Origin of the sequence: Pelagerythrobacter marensis (genome assembly GCF_036700095.1) — a bacterium.
GTDB classification, from domain to species: Bacteria; Pseudomonadota; Alphaproteobacteria; order Sphingomonadales; family Sphingomonadaceae; genus Pelagerythrobacter; species Pelagerythrobacter marensis_A.
On record NZ_CP144918.1, the window covers coordinates 2,472,673 to 2,489,670 of the forward strand.

A 16,998-nucleotide genomic window follows, 5' to 3' on the forward strand; every position below is an offset into this window, starting at 1 on the left:
ATTGTCCGCCGCCTATGGAACCGATTCACGAACCGATCCTCGATATCAACGGGTTGACCAAGGTCTATCCGGGCGGGCTGAAAGCCCTCGACAATGTCGACCTGACCATCCGGCGCGGAGAAATCTTCGCTCTCCTCGGCCCAAACGGCGCGGGCAAGACCACGCTGATCGGGGCCGTTTGCGGTATGGTGCGCGTCACTTCGGGGACGATCCACGCATTTGGCGAGAACTTGTCCGACAGTTGGCGGACTGCACGCAAACGCATCGGGTTGGTGCCGCAGGAACTGGGTTTCGACATGTTCGATACGGTGGAACGCCAGATCGGCTATTCGCGCGGATTGTTCGGCCGCGCTCCCGATCCGGCCCGGATCGAGGAAGTCCTGCGCTCGCTCAGCCTGTGGGACAAGCGCGACGAGGAAATCCGCAAGCTCTCGGGCGGGATGAAGCGCCGCGTGCTGATCGCCAAGGCGCTGGCGCATGATCCCGAGTTGCTGTTTCTCGACGAGCCGACAGCCGGCGTGGACGTGGAGCTTCGGCGCGACATGTGGCGCCAGATAGACAGCCTGCGCGAACAGGGCGTCACCGTGATCCTTACGACACATTATATCGAGGAAGCCGAGGAAATGGCCGATCGGGTCGGCGTGATCGACAAGGGCCGCCTGCTGCTGGTCGACGAGAAAGCCGAGATGATGAAGCGGCTGGGCCGGACGGAGGCGCATTTCATCCTCGCCAGCCCGATTGCGCAGATACCCGACGCGCTCGGTTCCTATCCGGTCACTCTTGCCGACGATGGCGCAATCTTGTGTTATCGCGGCGGCGACGGGACCGGAAAAGGCAAGGCGGAAGTCGCGGCAATCGCAACCGCGCTGGTCCATAGCGGGGTCGCCTTCACCGCGCTGGAGCAGAAGGAATCGAGCCTGGAAGACATCTTCGTCGACCTGGTCGAACGGCAGGGGCTGGCAGCATGATCAATTGGCGTTCCACGCTCGCAATCTACCGCAACGAGCTTTCACGTTTTCGCCGCACCGTGTTCGGCTCGATCGTCTCGCCGGTCCTGACCACGAGCCTTTATTTCATCGTGTTCGGAGCCGCTATCGGCGGGCGCATTTCCGAAGTCGGCGGGGTCGATTACGGCGCCTTCATCGTGCCCGGCCTGCTGATGCTGACGCTGCTGTCGGAAAGCACCAGCAATGCAAGTTTCGGCATTTACATGCCCAAGTTCACCGGGTCGATCTACGAACTGCTGTCGGCCCCCGTCGGAGTGGTCGAGACGCTGCTGGGCTTCGTCGGGGCGGCCGCGACCAAGAGCCTGATCCTGGCCGCGATCATCCTGGTCACCGCCATGCTGTTCGTCGACTATTCGATTGCCCATCCTTTGTTCGCGTTGGTCTATATCATGCTGGTCGCGGCCAGTTTCTCGTTGCTCGGCTTCATCCTCGGCGTCTGGGCAGAAGGGTTCGAGAAACTGCAGATGGTCCCCCTTCTGATCCTGACCCCGCTCACCTTCCTCGGCGGGACTTTCTATTCGATCGACATGCTCCCCTCGCCGTGGGACAAGATCGCGCTCGCCAATCCGATCGTCTATCTCGTCAGCGGACTGCGCTGGACGTTTTACGGCGAGTCCGACGTATCCATCGGCATTTCGTTCGGCCTCACACTGGGTTTCCTCGCAGTTTGCGTGGCAATCATCGCAGTGATCTTCCGCACGGGCTGGCGTCTCAGGACATGACTCGCTACCCCGTTGACGTCATGCCGAAGCAAATGTTTCCGCTGATCGCAATCGGGGCCGCAATCCTGGCACTGGCATTGCCCACGCCCGCGCGCGCCGAATTGCCGGAAGGGGTGCGCGCCATGATCGAGGCGGCCATGGAGACCGGCGATGAGGGCAAGATCAAGACCGTTCTCGCCCTGGCGCGGCAGACCCATCCCGACGGTGCGGAAGAAATCGACACGATCGAGAAGGGGTGGAAGACCCGGCGAGCCGAAGCCGCCCGTCTCGCGCGGGAAGAGAAGGCGCGCAAGATCGAGGAAGCCGGACTGTTCGATCTGTGGAGCGGCGAAGGGCAGCTTGGCGGCTTCGATTCGAGCGGCAACAGCAACAATATCGGCTTGTCTGCAGGCCTCAAACTCAAGCGCCAGGGCAAGGACTGGAGCCACGCGCTGCGCGCCACCGCCGACTATCAGCGTTCGAACGGAGTCACGAGCCGCGAGCAGTTTCTTTTTGCCTACGAGCCGCGTTACCAGACGAGCGACGAGCTGTTTTTCTATGGGTTGGCGCAGTACGAACGCAATGCGCTGCAGGGTTTCACCGGGCGCTACGCGGTTTCGGGCGGCGTCGGCTACCAGGTCGCCAATAGCGCCGATCTGAAGCTATCGGTCAAGGCCGGCCCCGCCTTGCGTTTGACCGATTTCGAGGAAGGGGAAAACGAAACCCGCCTTGCGGCCCTGTTCGGTTTCGATTTCGACTGGCGGATTGCCGAACGCCTGACCTTCACCCAGGATGCCAATATGGTTGCCGAGACGGGCGGCGCGGCGACGGTGATCGTCGATTCCACGCGAACCACGCTCAACCTTGTCACCGGGCTGGACGCCAAGGTTAGCGACCGGCTCCGTTCGCGCGTGACTTATGCCGTCGATTACGACAGCAAACCCCCGGCGGGGAAAGTCTCGACCGATACGATCACCCGGCTGACTCTCGTCTACGACTTCTGATGGCCGCGCCAAGATTCGCTTTTCGGGTCGACGCTGTCGACGGCAAGGCCCGTACAGGCATGATCGCCATGCGTCGCGGAGAGATCCGCACGCCGGCCTTCATGCCGGTCGGCACGGCGGCGACGGTCAAGGCGATGAAGCCGGAGACGGTTCGCGCGACCGGCGCCGACATCCTGCTGGGCAATACCTATCATCTGATGCTGCGCCCCGGCGCGGATCGGGTCGCCCGGCTCGGCGGGTTGCACACATTCATGAACTGGCACCGCCCCATCCTCACCGACAGCGGCGGCTATCAGGTGATGAGCCTTGCCGCGCTGCGCAAGCTGACCGAAGACGGGGTGGAATTCCGCAGCCACATCGACGGGGCGCGGCACATGCTTTCGCCCGAACGGTCGATGGAGATTCAACGGCTTCTCGGTTCGGATATTGTCATGGCGTTCGACGAATGCCCGCGGGCCGATCGCCCGCGCGACGAGATCGCGGCATCGATGGAACTGTCGATGCGCTGGGCACGGCGCAGCCGGGATGCGTTCGATCACGGCGGCGAACATGCGCAAGGCGCCGCGCTGTTCGGCATTCAGCAGGGCGCGCTCGACGAGGACCTGCGGCGCATCTCCGCAGAAAAGCTGATCGACATCGGCTTCGACGGTTACGCGGTGGGCGGCCTTGCCGTGGGGGAGGGGCAGGACGCCATGTTCGCGACGCTCGACTTCGCGCCTGACATGTTACCGCAGGACCGCCCGCGCTACCTTATGGGCGTCGGCAAGCCCGACGACCTGGTCGGCGCAGTCGAGCGGGGGATAGACATGTTCGACTGCGTCCTCCCGACACGCTCCGGCCGCAACGGCCAGGCATTCACCTGGAACGGACCGCTGAACCTGCGCAACGCGCGCCATGCCGAAGACAGCACGCCGCTCGATCCGAGATGCGCCTGCCCTGTCTGCGCAAACTATTCGCGCGCCTATCTCCACCACTTGCACAAGGCCGGCGAAATCCTCGGCGCGATGCTGACGACCGAACACAACCTGGCTTTCTACCAGCAGCTGATGGCGGCCATGCGCGGCGCAATCGCGGACGGCGCCTTTGCGCGTTTCGCGGCCGATTTCAGGCGCGATTACCTCGGTTGACCGGTATTCGGCTTGCAAAGCGCCGTCGCTCTTTGCAACTATGCTCCAAAGCACACCGCTATAGGGGGGACTTTCGGTGCAATATCTTGGGGGTATAGTCGCGATCGCGGCCGCGCTGCTGCTTGCCGGAACGGCGAGAGCCGAAACGGCGGAAGAGGCGGCCCGCATCTTCGGGGCACGCCAGTCGGTCGAGCATATCAGCCTTAGCCCATCAGGCTCGAAGATCGCCTATATCGCGCCGCACCAGGACAGCGGCGAAATCCTCTACATCGTGGACCTCGAAGGCGATGCAGTGCCGCGGCCGATCGCTCGCAATACCGAACCGCGTCTTGATCTGCTCAACTGCAAATGGGTTACCGACGACCGTCTCGTCTGCCGCTTCTACGGTATCGGCCAATCCAGCAACGCGCTGCTGGGGTATACGCGAATGATCGCCATCGGAGCCGACGGAAGCGATCTCGACCTGCTTTCGCGATCCACGACATGGCGGGCGCTGGGGCCGATGCAGCACGGCGGGACCGTGCTCGCGCTCGATATCGAAGGGAGCGACAGCAAGATCCTGATGACCCGCCAGTGGGTGGAGGAAACGACGATCGGCACCCGGTTGGCAAACAAGGACAGCGGGCTGGGGGCCGAGGAGGTCGATATCAACACGCTGGCCAGGCGTCGGGTCGAACCGCCGGACGACGGTGCGGTCGGCTATATCGCAGACGAAAACGGCCGCGTCAGGATCAAGGCCAGGCGCCCACTCGATTCGTTCGGCAGGCTGTCGCAAGACGCGATCTATTACTATCGCACCCGCGATTCCGATCGATGGGAGCGGCTCTCCAGTCCGGAAGGGGAAGACAAGATTCTGGCCGAGTTTCACCCGGCCGCGGTCGATACGGCAAAGGATGTCGCTTACGGCTTCAGCGAGGTGGATGGGTACGATGCCATCTTCTCGGTCGCCCTGGACGGATCGCTCGCCAGCCAGAAGGTTCTGGGGCGCGATGATGTCGATGTCGACAGTCTCATCCGTATCGGCCGCAAGAACCGCGTGGTCGGTGCGAGCTATGCCACCGAGAAGCGCGAAGTCGTCTATTTCGATCCGGAACTGGCGGCGCTTGCCGAAAGCCTTTCCGCCGCGCTGCCAGGCAAGCCACTGATCGATATCGTCGATTCCAGCGCCGACGAGAGCAAGCTGCTGCTTATCGCATCGAGCGACGTCGATCCCGGCATGTCGTATGTTCTCGACCGGCACAAGGGGGAGCTCAATCCGATCCTGCCCATGCGCGAAGAGCTGCACCAGCGGCCCATGGCCACGATGTCGCACATCCAGTTCCCCGCCGCGGATGGAACGATGATACCCGGTTATCTGACGATGCCGGTGGGAGGCGGCGACAAGCGGAATCTTCCCGCCGTAGTCCTGCCGCACGGCGGCCCCGGCGCACGCGACGAATGGGGGTTCGACTGGATCGTGCAGTTCTTCGCGGCGCGCGGCTATGCAGTGCTTCAGCCCAACTTTCGCGGCTCGGCCGGATATGGCGCGGCCTGGTTCGGTCGCAATGGTTTCCAGGCCTGGCGAACCGCAGTCGGCGACGTGAACGATGCGGGGCGCTGGCTGATCGCGGAAGGAATTGCCGACCCCGATCGCCTGGCAATCGCCGGATGGTCCTACGGCGGATATGCGGCGCTGCAATCGCAGGTTCTCGATCCGCAGCTCTACCAGGCCGTCGTTGCCATCGCTCCGGTAACCGACCTCGACGAGCTGCGCGCGGAGGCACGCCATTTCACCAATTATAGTCTCGTCGACAATTTCATCGGCGACGGGCCGCATGTGGAGGCGGGCAGTCCTGCACGCAATGCCGAATCTTTCAACGCACCGGTGCTGCTGTTCCACGGCACGCTCGACCAGAACGTCGGCGTCCGTCAGTCGCGGCAGATGAAGGATCGCCTGGAGAAAGCGGGAAAGTCGGTGCAATACACCGAGTTCGAAGATCTCGATCACTACCTCGATTCCAGCTCGGCCCGTCAGCGCATGTTGCGTGAGATCGATGCCTTTCTGACCGCCGCTCTGGACGGGTAACCTCGACGCCCGAACGAGAAAGGGCGGCCCCGCGGGACCGCCCTTTCGCTTGTTCGGTATCGAACCGGATCAGCGCGAGTAGAACTCGACCACCAGGTTCGGTTCCATCGTCACCGGATAGGGCACTTCGTCGAGCGTCGGGACGCGCGTGAAAGTGACCTTGTCGGTGCCGTCGGGGGCCACGTAGTCGGGAATGTCGCGCTCGGGCAGGCTCTGCGCCTCGATCACCAGCGCCATTTCCTTGGCCTTGTCCCCCAGGCTGACGACGTCGCCGACGTTGATGCGGCGGCTCGCGATGTTGCACTTCACGCCGTTGACGCGAATGTGCCCGTGGCTGACGATCTGGCGCGCAGCGAAGATCGTCGGCGCGAACTTGGCGCGATAGACGACCATGTCCAGACGCTGCTCCAGCAGGCCGATCAGGTTCTGGCTGGTGTCGCCCTTCATCCGGGACGCTTCCTGATAAGTGCGCTTGAACTGCTTCTCGGTCACGTCGCCGTAGTAGCCCTTGAGCTTCTGCTTGGCGCGCAGCTGCAGGCCGTAGTCGCTCATCTTGCCCTTGCGGCGCTGGCCGTGCTGGCCGGGGCCGTAGGAACGCTTGTTGACCGGGGAGTTCGGGCGACCCCAGATGTTTTCGCCCATCCGGCGGTCGAGTTTGTACTTGGCGCTCTTGCGCTTCGACATATGTCGTATCCTTCGATTTGCTGGATCGCCTCCCGCACCGACCATCGGGGCGGGACCGACCATTGAACCCGGCATCGCACCGCCTGAGCAAAAAACCTCAGACGCGGCCGCCGCTTCACCGGGATGCGGAGCCAATTCGCGAAGGCGCGCCATTAGCAGGATCGGATGCGCGGTCAAGGGGCGGATCGGAATATGGGGCGAATGCGCCGGCGCAACCCGCCATGGGTGCTCGACAAGCGAAGCAACGCAAGGCAGGGCGCTCTCCATGACCGATACGTTCAAACAACCCGACGCCTGCACCGACATGGGCGAGGTGCGCGCGGGCGTCGATGCCACCGATCGCGAACTGATGGCCCTGCTCGCGAGGCGTTTCGGCTATATGCGCGCGGCGGCGCGGATCAAGGCGTCGCGCGACGCCGTTCGCGACGAAAGGCGCAAGGCGGCGGTCGTGTCCGCCGCCGTTGCGGATGCCGCGGCGCGCGGGCTTCCGGCCGAAGCGATCGGGGATATCTGGGATCGGCTGGTGGAAACCTCGATCGCCTACGAGTTCGAGGAGTGGGACCGCCTGCGCAGTTAGTCGCGCGGCGGCCTGGCGAGGCTCGACAGAACGCCGCGCATCGTGCGGACCTCGAGATGGTTCCACCCGGGCTTGGTCAGCATCGATCGCAGCGTGCGCCGCGTGGCGGCGGCACGGCTCTCTGGAAGGAAATAGCCGCGCGGCGCCAGCATGCCCTCCAGCTGCGCGATCATCCCTTCCAGGTCCGCTTGCGGGGCGGGAGGGAGGCTTTCTTCGTCGGTCGGCTGGACCAGCGTACCGCGCTCCGCCTGGGTCTTCGACCATTCGTAAGCGCACAGAATCACCGCCTGGGCGAGGTTGAGCGAGCCGAATTCGGGATTGATCGGAACGGTCAGAATTGCGCGTGCCAGCGCGACATCGTCGGTTTCGAGACCGGACCTCTCGGGCCCGAAAACGATGGCCGAGCGACCTTGTGCGCCCGCGATCGCCACCGCGGCCTGTGCCGGGGTGACGACCGGCTTGGTCACCCCCCGTTTCCGTACGGTCGTTGCATAGACATGCGCGCAGTCCGCCACTGCGTCGGCCAGGGTGTCGTGGACGGTCGCGTGTTCCAGCACGATGTCGGCCCCGGCAGCCGCCGGACCGGCGGCCGGATTGGGCCATCCGTCGCGAGGCGCCACCAATCGCATTTCGGTCAGCCCGAAATTGAGCATGGCCCGCGCGGCCTTGCCGATATTTTCCCCCAGTTGCGGGCGGACGAGCACGATGACGGGGCGTTCGCACCCTTCGCCGGTTTCATTCATGCGAATGTTCGACACTCAATCGTCGCCTCTGTCGCGCGTGCCGGCATCGTGGATCGAGCTGGCGAATTCTTCGAAATCGCGCGCTTCGCTGAAATCGCGATAGACGCTGGCGAAGCGGATATAGGCGACGCTGTCGATCTGGCGCAGCCCCTCCATCACCAGTTCGCCGATTCTCGTGGAGGGCACTTCGCTTTCGCCGGCGGTTTCCACCTGGCGCTGGATCCCCGAAACGAGCTGGTCGATCCGTTCCTGCTCTATGCCGCGCTTGCGGCAGGCGAGGGCGACCGAATGTTCCAGCTTCGACCGGTCGAAAACCTCGCGCCTCTCGCCGCTCTTGACGATCGTGACCTCGCGCAGCTGCACGCGTTCGAACGTGGTGAAGCGCGCGCCGCAGCTGGTGCACTGGCGCCGGCGGCGAATGGCCGAGCCGTCCTCCGCCGGGCGGCTGTCCTTTACCTGGCTGTCGTCATGCGCGCAGAAGGGGCATCGCATCGCGCATCACATTCCGGGGTAGACGGGGAAGGCTTCGCACAGCTCGCTCACCCGGCCACGAACGCGCTCTTCGACCTGTGCGTCGCCTTCCGGGCCATTCTTGGCGAGACCGTCCACGACTTCGGCGATCAGTTCCCCCACCTTGCGGAACTCGGCCGGGCCGAACCCGCGGGTCGTCCCCGCCGGCGAGCCGAGGCGAACGCCGCTGGTGACGAACGGGCTGCGGGTGTCGAACGGAATGCCGTTCTTGTTGCAGGTGAGCCAGGCCCGATCGAGGCCCTTTTCGGCTGCCTTGCCGGTCACGTCCTTTGCCGTGAGGTCGACCAGCATCAGATGGTTGTCGGTGCCGCCGGACACGATCCGCAGCCCGTTTTCCTCCAGGCTGGCGGCGAGCGCGCGGGCGTTTTCGACCACGCTGGCGGCATAGGCCTTGAACTCGGGGCGAAGCGCCTCGCGGAAGGCGACGGCTTTGGCCGCGACGACATGCATCAGCGGGCCGCCCTGCATGCCCGGGAAGACCGCGCTGTTGATCTTCTTCGCGATACCTTCGTCATTGGTGAGGATCACGCCCGAACGCGGACCGCGCAGGCTCTTGTGCGTGGTCGTGGTGACGACATGGGCATGGGGGAAGGGCGAGGGGTGTGCACCGCCGGCGACGAGGCCGGAGAAATGCGACATGTCGACCAGCAGCCAGGCGCCGACCGCATCGGCGATCTCGCGGAACTTCGCAAAATCCCACTGGCGCGAATAGGCCGTGCCCCCGGCGATGATGAGCTTCGGCCTGTGCTCGTGCGCCAGCCTTTCGACCTGTTCCATGTCGAGCAGTTCGTCGTCCTTGCGAACGCCGTACGGGACGACATTGAACCACTTGCCGCTCATGTTGACCGGCGATCCGTGAGTCAGGTGTCCGCCCGAATTGAGGTCGAGGCCCATGAACGTATCGCCCGGCTCCAGCAGCGCCAGGAACACCGCCTGGTTCATCTGGCTGCCGCTGTTGGGCTGCACGTTGGCGAACTCGCAGCCGAACAGTTGCTTCGCGCGCTCGATCGCCAGGGTTTCGACGACGTCGGCATATTCGCAGCCGCCGTAGTAGCGCTTGCCCGGATACCCCTCGGCATACTTGTTGGTGAGGACGCTGCCGGTCGCTTCGAGCACCGCCTTGCTGGCGATATTCTCGCTCGCGATCAGTTCGATCTTGGTGCGTTGGCGCCCCAGTTCGTCCTGGATTGCGCGGGCGATCTCGGGATCGGCTTCGGCAAGGCTGTCGTGCCAGAAGTTGCGCATGATATCGGCGTCGGAGGCGGTCGCAGTGGTCATCGGCGTTCTCAGCAGCTTGGGTTTGAAAGTTTGTCGACACGGCGCTGATGGCGGCCGCCGCCGAAGTCGGTGCCGATGAAGGCCGCCACGCAGGCCTTGGCCTGTTCGATCCCGATCAGGCGGGCACCCAGGGCAATCACATTGGCATCGTTATGCTCGCGCGCGAGCCGGGCGGAAAGCGGTTCCGACACGAGCGCGCATCGCACGCCGGGGTTGCGGTTGGCGGCGATCGAGATGCCGATGCCGGAACCGCACAGTGCGATCCCGCGCTCGGCCGTGCCTTCGGCGACAACTGCCGCCAGTTTGTAGCCGTAGTCGGGGTAATCGACGCTGTCGTGACTGTCCGGTCCGAGGTCGGCGACTTCGTGGCCTTCCTCTATCAACCATTCGCGCAGGGCGGCTTTCATGTCGATGGCCGCGTGGTCGGAAGCTATGGCAATACGCATGGCCGGCCCCATAAGGCTTTCGGCCGCAGTGTGCCACCGCAAAGCGACAGTTCTCCCGAGTTCGTTCGCCCTGCACCTGCTCGACGCAGCCGGAACGCGGCGAACGCCCGGCCCGCCGGGGCGGCGCCGCCCCTACTGATCGAGGAAGCTGCGCATCTTGCGGCTGCGGCTCGGATGCTTGAGCTTGCGCAGGGCCTTCGCCTCGATCTGCCGGATGCGTTCGCGCGTCACGCTGAACTGCTGGCCGACTTCCTCCAGCGTGTGATCGGTGTTCATGCCGATGCCGAAGCGCATGCGCAGCACGCGCTCCTCGCGCGGAGTGAGGCTGGCGAGCACGCGGGTGACGGTTTCCTTCAGGTTCGCCTGGATCGCGGCATCCACCGGGATGATCGCGTTCTTGTCCTCGATGAAATCGCCGAGGTGCGAATCCTCCTCGTCGCCGATCGGCGTTTCGAGGCTGATCGGCTCCTTGGCGATTTTCATCACCTTGCGGACTTTCTCGAGCGGCATGGAGAGGCGTTCCGCCATCTCCTCGGGCGTCGGCTCGCGGCCCTGTTCGTGGAGGAACTGGCGGCTGGTCCGCACGAGCTTGTTGATCGTTTCGATCATATGGACCGGGATGCGGATCGTGCGCGCCTGGTCGGCGATCGAGCGGGTGATGGCCTGCCGGATCCACCAGGTGGCGTACGTGCTGAACTTGTAGCCGCGGCGATACTCGAACTTGTCGACCGCCTTCATCAGGCCGATATTCCCCTCCTGGATCAGGTCGAGGAACTGCAGGCCGCGGTTGGTGTATTTCTTGGCGATCGAGATCACGAGGCGCAAGTTGGCCTCGACCATTTCCTTCTTGGCGATACGCGCCTCGCGCTCGCCCTTCTGGACCATGTTCACGATCCGGCGGAACTCGTCCAGGCTCATGCCGGTCTGGCTGGCGATGTCGGAAATCTCGGCGCGAATACGTTCCACCGCATCGGCTTCCTTCTCGGCGAAGGCGGCCCATTTCTTGTCCTTCTTCGCCCGTTCCTTGAGCCAGGCATCGTCAAGCTCGTTGCCGATATAGGCATTCAGGAAGTCGACGCGCTTGATCTTGTGCCGCTCGGCAAGGCGCAGCATCTGGCCGCCGAGGGCGGTCAGCCGGCGGTTGAAGGCATAGAGATTGTCGACCAGGAACTCGATCTTGGTCGCATGGAACTGCACGCTTTCGACCTCGGCGGTGAGGTCTTCGCGCAGCTTCTCGTATTTCTTTTCCTTCGCCGCAGGGAAGTCTTCCCCCCGGCCGAGAGTCTCGACCCGCTCCGCCTGAATCCGCTCGAACTTCTTGAACAGGTCGGTGATGCGGGCGAACCGTTCGATCGCGTCGGGCTTGAGCGCGGCCTCCATCTGCGCGAGCGACATCGTGTTGTCTTCTTCGTCGTCATCATCATCGCGCTGACGCGAGCTTTCGCCGTCTTCATCGTCTTCGTCGGCGGCTTCGTCGCTTTCGTCGTCGTCGCGGATCGAGGGGCCGGCAGTCTCTTCGGAGATCTCGCCGTCGTCGTCCTCCGCACCCTCTTCCATCTTGTCCGCGGGCGGTTCCTTGGAGAGCATGGCATCGAGATCGAGGATTTCACGCAGCTGCATCTCTTCGCTGTTGAGCGCTTCGGACCACTGGATGATGGCATGAAACGTGATCGGGCTTTCGCACAGGCCGATGATCATCGTGTCGCGGCCGGCCTCGATCCGCTTGGCAATGGCGATCTCGCCTTCGCGGCTCAGCAGTTCCACCGCGCCCATTTCGCGCAGGTACATCCGTACCGGATCGTCGGTGCGGTCGGTCGTGGTGACTTTCTTGGTCGCGGTCGCGGCGGCTTTCTTGGCGGGCTTGGCATCCTCGCCATCGGCATCGCCGGCGATTTCCTCGACTTCGCTTTCCGCGTCGGCTTCGGCTTCCGCCTCTTCGTCGTTTTCGACGATATTGACGCCCATTTCGGAAATCGCGGACATCACGTCCTCGATCTGGTCGGTCGTCATCTGATCCTGCGGCAAAGCCTCGTTGAGTTCGTCAACGGTGACGTATCCGCGCTTCTTCGCACGGGTAATGAGCTTCTTGATCGATGCCTCGTTGAGGTCGATCAGCGGTGCGTCATCGGTTTCGGAGTTCTTGGACTTGGTTGCCATGAAGGTGCGTTCAATCCGTGTCTGCGCCATTGGCGGGCCCTGTTCCCCCCCGACGCGTTGAATCAGCTTGGGCCGCCGAAGCAGCCCGTCGGCTCGACATCTGCCCTAGTCGTCGCTCGAATTCCAGCTTTCGTTTAAGCAATCTCTGCTGCTCGACGAAAGCTCCTTCCGGGTCGGTTTCGAACCGCGCTGTCGCTGCGGCGAGCGCAGCCTCCAGCGCGGGCCTTTCGACCAGCAACGCCACGGCTTCGGCCAACTGTTCGCGCGCGACTTGCGGATCGATGCCTTGCCCGAGGAAGGCGAAACGGGTGTTATCCGGCGGCGCGACGGGGCCATCCAGAGACGATATGGGCAAAGTTTCACCCGGTTCAAGCATTTCGACCGCTTCCAGCACGGCATCGACCGCCGGGCCGGCCTTCGGATCGAGCTGCGCGAAGCGGCCGAGCTGTTCGGCATGACGCAGCGCCTCGTCGGGAAAACGCATCAGTCCGGCAATGACGGCCGAGACAAGCTGGTCGCGCGATCCCGCCTGCGCGCCGCGCAGCCGCTGTGCCGCTTCGGGCGAAAGCCGGGGGATCGGCGGTTTGCGCCAGTCGCCGCCCTGGCGCCCTCGCGGCAGCGATCCGCCCCGTTCGCGGCGGGGAAAGGCGAAGGCGGAGAAACGCTCGAGCAACTCGCGCTTGTACAGCGCGCGAATGTCGGGATGTTCGATTTTCTCCACGTGATCGAGCAGGCGCTGTTTCAAGCCGGCCTTGTCCTCCGGCGTGTCGAGGGGCTGCGCGGCGCGTTCGAAATCCCACAGCGTCTCGATCAGGGTCGCAGGCGCTTCGAGCAGCTTTTCCATCGCGCGCGGTCCCTGCTGGCGCAGAAGGTCGTCGGGGTCGAGGCCCGTGGGCAGGCGCACTATCGCCAGCGAGTGGGCCGGGCGGAGCAGGGGCAGGGCGCGTGCGATCGCCCGCATCGCGGCCCGCTGGCCGGCGGCATCGCCGTCGAAGCACAGCACGGGGGTTTCCACCATGCGCCAAAGCAGCTCGATCTGTTGCTCGGTCAGCGCGGTCCCCAGCGGCGCGACGGCATCGTCGAACCCATGCGCGGCCAGGGCGATCGCGTCCATATAGCCTTCGACCACGATCAGCCGCCCGGTCCGGCGCGAAGCGGGACCGGCGCGATGGAGGTTGTAGAGCGTGCGCCCCTTGTCGAACAGCGGCGTATCGGGCGAGTTCAGATACTTCGGCGCGTTGGTGTCGCTGTCCAGAATACGCCCGCCGAACGCGATCACCCGGCCGCGCGCGTCCTGGATGGGCAGCATCAGACGCGCGCGGAACCGGTCGTAGGGATCGCGATCGTCGACCGCGATCCTCAGGCCGGCTTCGACCAGCAGGCTTTCGTCGAACTGCGAAAGCGCGGCCTTCAGCGCCTGACGGTCGGCCGGGGCGTAGCCGAATCCGAAACGCTCCACCGTTCGCGCGTTGAAACCCCGCGACTGCAGATAGTCGCGTGCTTTCGCGCCGCCGGAACCGGCGAGATTGGCGGCGAACCAGTCCTGCGCCGCCTGCATCACCTCGTGCAGCCCGGCGTGTTCCTGCGCTCGCTGCGCCGCGCGCGGATCGGGGGCGGGGACTTCCATGCCCGCCTCGGCCGCAAGTTCCTTCACCGCGTCCATGAACGACAGCCCGCGCTGGTCCGTCATCCAGCGGATCGCGTCGCCATGCGCGCCGCAGCCGAAGCAATGATAGAAGCCCTTCTCGTCGCTGACCGTGAAGCTGGGCGTCTTCTCGTCATGGAACGGGCAGCAGGCCTTCCACTCGCGCCCCGCGCGCTGGAGCTTGGTCGTGCGCATGATCACGCTCGAAAGCGTTATGCGCGATCGCAGCTCGTCCAGCCATTGTGGGGTCAGCGCCATCCGCGATCAATGCGCGGCGCGGCCCTCCAGTTCAAGGGCGATCAGCGAGGCTCGGCGGGGGTGGCGCAGGCGTTTGGGGCAGAAGCGTCGGCAGCCGGATAGGGACCGGGACCGTGCGCGGCGGTGTAGTTGGCGAAAATCGCATAGGCATCGCGCGGACCCGCGGGCGGCACGGTCGATCTCCAGTAGAACGTCAGCGGCTCTGCCTGCTTCCACTGATCGCCGCCGTCGCCGGCACTGACGGTCCAAACCAGACCGCCTTCGTGGCATGTCACCACCACATCGGCCTTGGCGCCGACCGCGGCGAGAGCTTCCGCCTTCGAATAGCCGGCCTCGCCCGTAAAGCCGTGCGCGGGCATTGTCAGGCGAAACTCGGTTGCCCGCTCGACATTCGACGAGGTATTGCCCTCGCCGTCGCCCGAGGTCGGATCGTTGTCCTCGCCGGGATGGACGACGTGGACATAAGTAAAGACCGTACCCTCCGGTGCCGTGGCAGGATTGCACGGGTCCATGCCGGCCGGACAGGCGACATAAGACCGGACATCGGCGAAATTGCCCGTCGCGTTGCTCAGCGCGCCCTTGACCTCGTCGCCTTGCGGACCGGCGACTTTGGCACCAAGGGTCAGTGCGCCGAAATCGCCCGCCGGCAGGGTCTTCGCCGCCGCATCGGCCGCGCCGTCCGTGTCGATCCGTTCGAGGTCGGTCACGGCTTGTTCGCCGGACTCGCCGGAACCGTCGGAACAGGCTGCAAGCGCGAGCGCCCCGGCAGCGGCGAGAACGGCGAAACGGCAGGTCATGCTAGGCTCTCCTTCACCAGGGCGCTGGCCCGGCTCATGTCGAGCACAGCGCCGTGGCGCGCCTTCAGTTCCGCCATGACCCGGCCCATGTCCTTGATCGATTCGGCGCCGAGGTCCGCCTTCACGGCCTCGATCGCGGCGCGGGTCTCGGATTCGTCCATCATCTGCGGCAGGAATTCTTCTATCACCGCCAGTTCGCCGCGCTCCTGCTGCGCCAGCTCTTCGCGACCGCCTTCCTCGTACATCTGGATCGATTCGCGCCGCTGTTTGGCCATCTTCTGCAACACCTCGATCACCAGGTCGTCGTCGCCGACGTCCTTGCCGCTGGTGCGCTGTTCGATGTCGCGGTCCTTGATCTTGGCGGCGATCAGGCGGAGAGCGGCGGTCCGCTGCTTGTCGCCCGCCTTCATCGCCTGGACAGTGGCCTGCTTGATGTCGTCGCGGATCATGAGGATGGTCTTTCTGTCGCAAATGTGGGGTGTGCGCTGGCTTTACCCCGATATTTCGCAATTGGACAGGTTGACGGGCACCGCGGCTGGGCCTAGCGGCTGAGACTTAGCAACATTGCCGGAAACCAACGAACTCGGAGCGCCCAATGGCAGACCCCGTTACCACGCCTGCGCAACCCAAAGGAGCGACCGGCGTGCTGGTTCTGGCCGACGGGACGATCGTCTGGGGCATGGGCTTCGGGGCCAGGGGCAGCGCGGTGGGCGAAGTGTGCTTCAACACCGCGATGACCGGATACCAGGAAGTGATGACGGACCCGTCCTATGCCGGGCAGATCGTGACCTTCACTTTCCCGCATATCGGCAATGTCGGCGCGAATGCCGAGGATGTCGAATCGCAGGTCGAAGGGGCCGTCGGCTGCATCGTGCGCGAGGAGGTGACGCCGCACTCCAATTTCCGCGCGCGCGAAGAGTTCGGCGAATGGCTGGCGGCGATGGACAAGATCGGCCTGTCGGGCGTCGACACTCGCGCGCTCACCCGCCGTATCCGGCTGCAGGGTGCCCCCAATGCGGTGATCGCGCACGATCCTGCGGGCGAGTTCGACATTCCCGCACTGCTCAAGCGCGCGCAGGAATGGCCGGGGCTGGAGGGGATGGACCTTGCCCAGCGCGTCAGCCGCGACAAGCAGGAAAGCTGGGAAGGCGGCTACTGGCGCCTCGGCACCGGTTACGGCCGCTCGCCGCACGACGACGCGCGGCCGCATGTCGTCGCGATCGATTATGGCAGCAAGGACAATATCTTCCGCAACCTGGTGAAGGCCGGCGCGCGGGTGACGGTGGTGCCGGCGAAGACCTCGCTCGACGAAGTGCTCGCGCTCTCGCCGCAGGGGGTCTTCCTGTCCAACGGTCCGGGCGATCCGGCGGCGACCGGCGAGTACGCAGTGCCGACGATCAAGGCGCTGCTGGAGCACGACATGCCGATCTTCGGCATCTGCCTCGGCCACCAGATGCTCGGTCTCGCCGCCGGTGCGAAGACCGCCAAGATGCACCAGGGCCATCGCGGCGCGAACCACCCGGTCAAGCGGCTGGAGGACGGCGTGGTCGAGATCACCAGCATGAACCACGGTTTCGCGGTCGACAATTCGACGCTTCCCGACGGGGTCGAGGAAACCCACGTCAGCCTGTTCGACGGCTCCAACTGCGGCATCGCGATCAAGGGCAAGCGCGCATTCGGCGTGCAGTACCACCCCGAGGCAAGCCCTGGACCGCAGGACAGCTTCTACTTGTTCGAGAAGTTCGTGGCGATGTTGGGGGCTCAACATTGACCCGCTGGTCTTATGGGCCGCGCGGCGTTTTGACGCATTTACGAAGCGATTTTCGTGCTCGACGCGGGCGAAGAGGAGATTTTCAGCCGCCTATTTATTCGCGCCTCTATCTTCGAGAACGTGGCTTGGAGCGTATTTTGAAGCACTATGGTTTCTCGATAGAGGCGCGGACGAAGAGGACGGTCTTGGTCAAGGTTTCTGGTGACC

16 protein-coding genes are annotated in these 16,998 nt (G+C 64.5%); 7 read left to right on the top strand and 9 right to left on the bottom strand.

Annotation, left to right across the window (positions count from 1 at the left end; genetic code table 11):
• Positions 1 to 14: 14 nt before the first annotated feature.
• From V5F89_RS11740 to V5F89_RS11760, 5 genes are all read left to right on the top strand, one after another.
• Positions 15 to 968 carry an ABC transporter ATP-binding protein gene (locus tag V5F89_RS11740; protein ID WP_338445812.1) on the top strand — a complete coding sequence of 318 codons (954 nt, stop codon included), beginning with the start codon at positions 15 to 17 and terminating at the stop codon, positions 966 to 968.
• Complete coding sequence (locus tag V5F89_RS11745) at positions 965 to 1,729, top strand: ABC transporter permease (RefSeq protein ID WP_338445813.1); 765 nt, start codon at positions 965 to 967, stop codon at positions 1,727 to 1,729. Before V5F89_RS11740 ends, V5F89_RS11745 begins: the two co-directional genes overlap by 4 nt.
• Positions 1,726 to 2,712, top strand: a complete 987-nt coding sequence (locus V5F89_RS11750; protein ID WP_338445814.1) for a DUF481 domain-containing protein — start codon at positions 1,726 to 1,728, stop codon at positions 2,710 to 2,712. Before V5F89_RS11745 ends, V5F89_RS11750 begins: the two co-directional genes overlap by 4 nt.
• Entirely contained in the window at positions 2,712 to 3,839 is a 1,128-nt protein-coding gene (tgt, locus tag V5F89_RS11755; protein ID WP_338445815.1) for a tRNA guanosine(34) transglycosylase Tgt, read from the top strand. Before V5F89_RS11750 ends, tgt begins: the two co-directional genes overlap by 1 nt.
• Before the next feature lie 76 nt (positions 3,840 to 3,915).
• Positions 3,916 to 5,904, top strand: coding sequence for an alpha/beta hydrolase family protein (locus tag V5F89_RS11760; protein WP_338445816.1), 1,989 nt, complete (start codon positions 3,916 to 3,918; stop codon positions 5,902 to 5,904).
• A 69-nt stretch (positions 5,905 to 5,973) separates the two neighbouring features.
• Here V5F89_RS11760 and rpsD read toward each other — a convergent pair whose 3' ends face one another.
• Complete coding sequence (gene rpsD / locus V5F89_RS11765; protein ID WP_338445817.1) at positions 5,974 to 6,588, bottom strand: 30S ribosomal protein S4; 615 nt, start codon at positions 6,586 to 6,588, stop codon at positions 5,974 to 5,976.
• Between the two features lie 265 nt (positions 6,589 to 6,853).
• On the opposite strand from rpsD, the gene V5F89_RS11770 reads away from it, so the two are divergent.
• Positions 6,854 to 7,165, top strand: a complete 312-nt coding sequence (locus tag V5F89_RS11770; RefSeq protein WP_338445818.1) for a chorismate mutase — start codon at positions 6,854 to 6,856, stop codon at positions 7,163 to 7,165.
• On the opposite strand, the gene V5F89_RS11775 is transcribed toward V5F89_RS11770, so the two are convergent.
• The 8 genes from V5F89_RS11775 to V5F89_RS11810 all read right to left on the bottom strand — a co-directional run bounded on the left by V5F89_RS11775 (position 7,162) and on the right by V5F89_RS11810 (position 15,469).
• Complete coding sequence (locus V5F89_RS11775; RefSeq protein WP_338445819.1) at positions 7,162 to 7,908, bottom strand: RNA methyltransferase; 747 nt, start codon at positions 7,906 to 7,908, stop codon at positions 7,162 to 7,164. The genes V5F89_RS11770 and V5F89_RS11775 overlap by 4 nt on opposite strands.
• Positions 7,909 to 7,923: 15 nt before the next feature.
• Complete coding sequence (gene nrdR / locus V5F89_RS11780; RefSeq protein WP_338445820.1) at positions 7,924 to 8,400, bottom strand: transcriptional regulator NrdR; 477 nt, start codon at positions 8,398 to 8,400, stop codon at positions 7,924 to 7,926.
• A 6-nt stretch (positions 8,401 to 8,406) separates the two neighbouring features.
• The gene (gene glyA, locus V5F89_RS11785; RefSeq protein WP_338445821.1) at positions 8,407 to 9,717 is read right to left on the bottom strand and encodes a serine hydroxymethyltransferase; all 1,311 of its coding nucleotides are present in this window, start codon (positions 9,715 to 9,717) and stop codon (positions 8,407 to 8,409) included.
• 8 nt (positions 9,718 to 9,725) lie between these two features.
• Complete coding sequence (gene rpiB, locus V5F89_RS11790; protein ID WP_338445822.1) at positions 9,726 to 10,163, bottom strand: ribose 5-phosphate isomerase B; 438 nt, start codon at positions 10,161 to 10,163, stop codon at positions 9,726 to 9,728.
• 132 nt (positions 10,164 to 10,295) lie between these two features.
• Complete coding sequence (rpoD, locus tag V5F89_RS11795; RefSeq protein WP_338445823.1) at positions 10,296 to 12,320, bottom strand: RNA polymerase sigma factor RpoD; 2,025 nt, start codon at positions 12,318 to 12,320, stop codon at positions 10,296 to 10,298.
• Positions 12,321 to 12,330: 10 nt separating this feature from the next.
• Complete coding sequence (gene dnaG / locus V5F89_RS11800; RefSeq protein WP_338445824.1) at positions 12,331 to 14,223, bottom strand: DNA primase; 1,893 nt, start codon at positions 14,221 to 14,223, stop codon at positions 12,331 to 12,333.
• 41 nt (positions 14,224 to 14,264) lie between these two features.
• Complete coding sequence (locus tag V5F89_RS11805) at positions 14,265 to 15,020, bottom strand: hypothetical protein (RefSeq protein WP_338445825.1); 756 nt, start codon at positions 15,018 to 15,020, stop codon at positions 14,265 to 14,267.
• Positions 15,017 to 15,469, bottom strand: a complete 453-nt coding sequence (locus tag V5F89_RS11810; protein WP_338445826.1) for a GatB/YqeY domain-containing protein — start codon at positions 15,467 to 15,469, stop codon at positions 15,017 to 15,019. The genes V5F89_RS11805 and V5F89_RS11810 overlap by 4 nt, the downstream gene beginning before the upstream one ends.
• A gap of 146 nt (positions 15,470 to 15,615) precedes the next feature.
• Between V5F89_RS11810 and carA the strand changes: the two genes are divergently transcribed.
• Positions 15,616 to 16,791: a glutamine-hydrolyzing carbamoyl-phosphate synthase small subunit gene (gene carA / locus V5F89_RS11815; protein WP_338445827.1), complete on the top strand. Its 1,176-nt coding sequence runs from the start codon at positions 15,616 to 15,618 to the stop codon at positions 16,789 to 16,791.
• The last annotated feature ends 207 nt before the right edge of the window (positions 16,792 to 16,998 follow it).

Coding starts and splice junctions, on each gene's coding strand:
- V5F89_RS11740 (WP_338445812.1), top strand. CDS start 15: ATGGAACCGATTCACGAACCGATCCTCGATATCAACGGGTTGACCAAG.
- V5F89_RS11805 (WP_338445825.1), bottom strand. CDS start 15,020: ATGACCTGCCGTTTCGCCGTTCTCGCCGCTGCCGGGGCGCTCGCGCTT.
- dnaG (WP_338445824.1), bottom strand. CDS start 14,223: ATGGCGCTGACCCCACAATGGCTGGACGAGCTGCGATCGCGCATAACG.
- rpiB (WP_338445822.1), bottom strand. CDS start 10,163: ATGCGTATTGCCATAGCTTCCGACCACGCGGCCATCGACATGAAAGCC.
- glyA (WP_338445821.1), bottom strand. CDS start 9,717: ATGACCACTGCGACCGCCTCCGACGCCGATATCATGCGCAACTTCTGG.
- carA (WP_338445827.1), top strand. CDS start 15,616: ATGGCAGACCCCGTTACCACGCCTGCGCAACCCAAAGGAGCGACCGGC.
- nrdR (WP_338445820.1), bottom strand. CDS start 8,400: ATGCGATGCCCCTTCTGCGCGCATGACGACAGCCAGGTAAAGGACAGC.
- V5F89_RS11810 (WP_338445826.1), bottom strand. CDS start 15,469: ATGATCCGCGACGACATCAAGCAGGCCACTGTCCAGGCGATGAAGGCG.
- rpsD (WP_338445817.1), bottom strand. CDS start 6,588: ATGTCGAAGCGCAAGAGCGCCAAGTACAAACTCGACCGCCGGATGGGC.
- tgt (WP_338445815.1), top strand. CDS start 2,712: ATGGCCGCGCCAAGATTCGCTTTTCGGGTCGACGCTGTCGACGGCAAG.
- V5F89_RS11750 (WP_338445814.1), top strand. CDS start 1,726: ATGACTCGCTACCCCGTTGACGTCATGCCGAAGCAAATGTTTCCGCTG.
- rpoD (WP_338445823.1), bottom strand. CDS start 12,320: ATGGCAACCAAGTCCAAGAACTCCGAAACCGATGACGCACCGCTGATC.
- V5F89_RS11745 (WP_338445813.1), top strand. CDS start 965: ATGATCAATTGGCGTTCCACGCTCGCAATCTACCGCAACGAGCTTTCA.
- V5F89_RS11770 (WP_338445818.1), top strand. CDS start 6,854: ATGACCGATACGTTCAAACAACCCGACGCCTGCACCGACATGGGCGAG.
- V5F89_RS11775 (WP_338445819.1), bottom strand. CDS start 7,908: ATGAATGAAACCGGCGAAGGGTGCGAACGCCCCGTCATCGTGCTCGTC.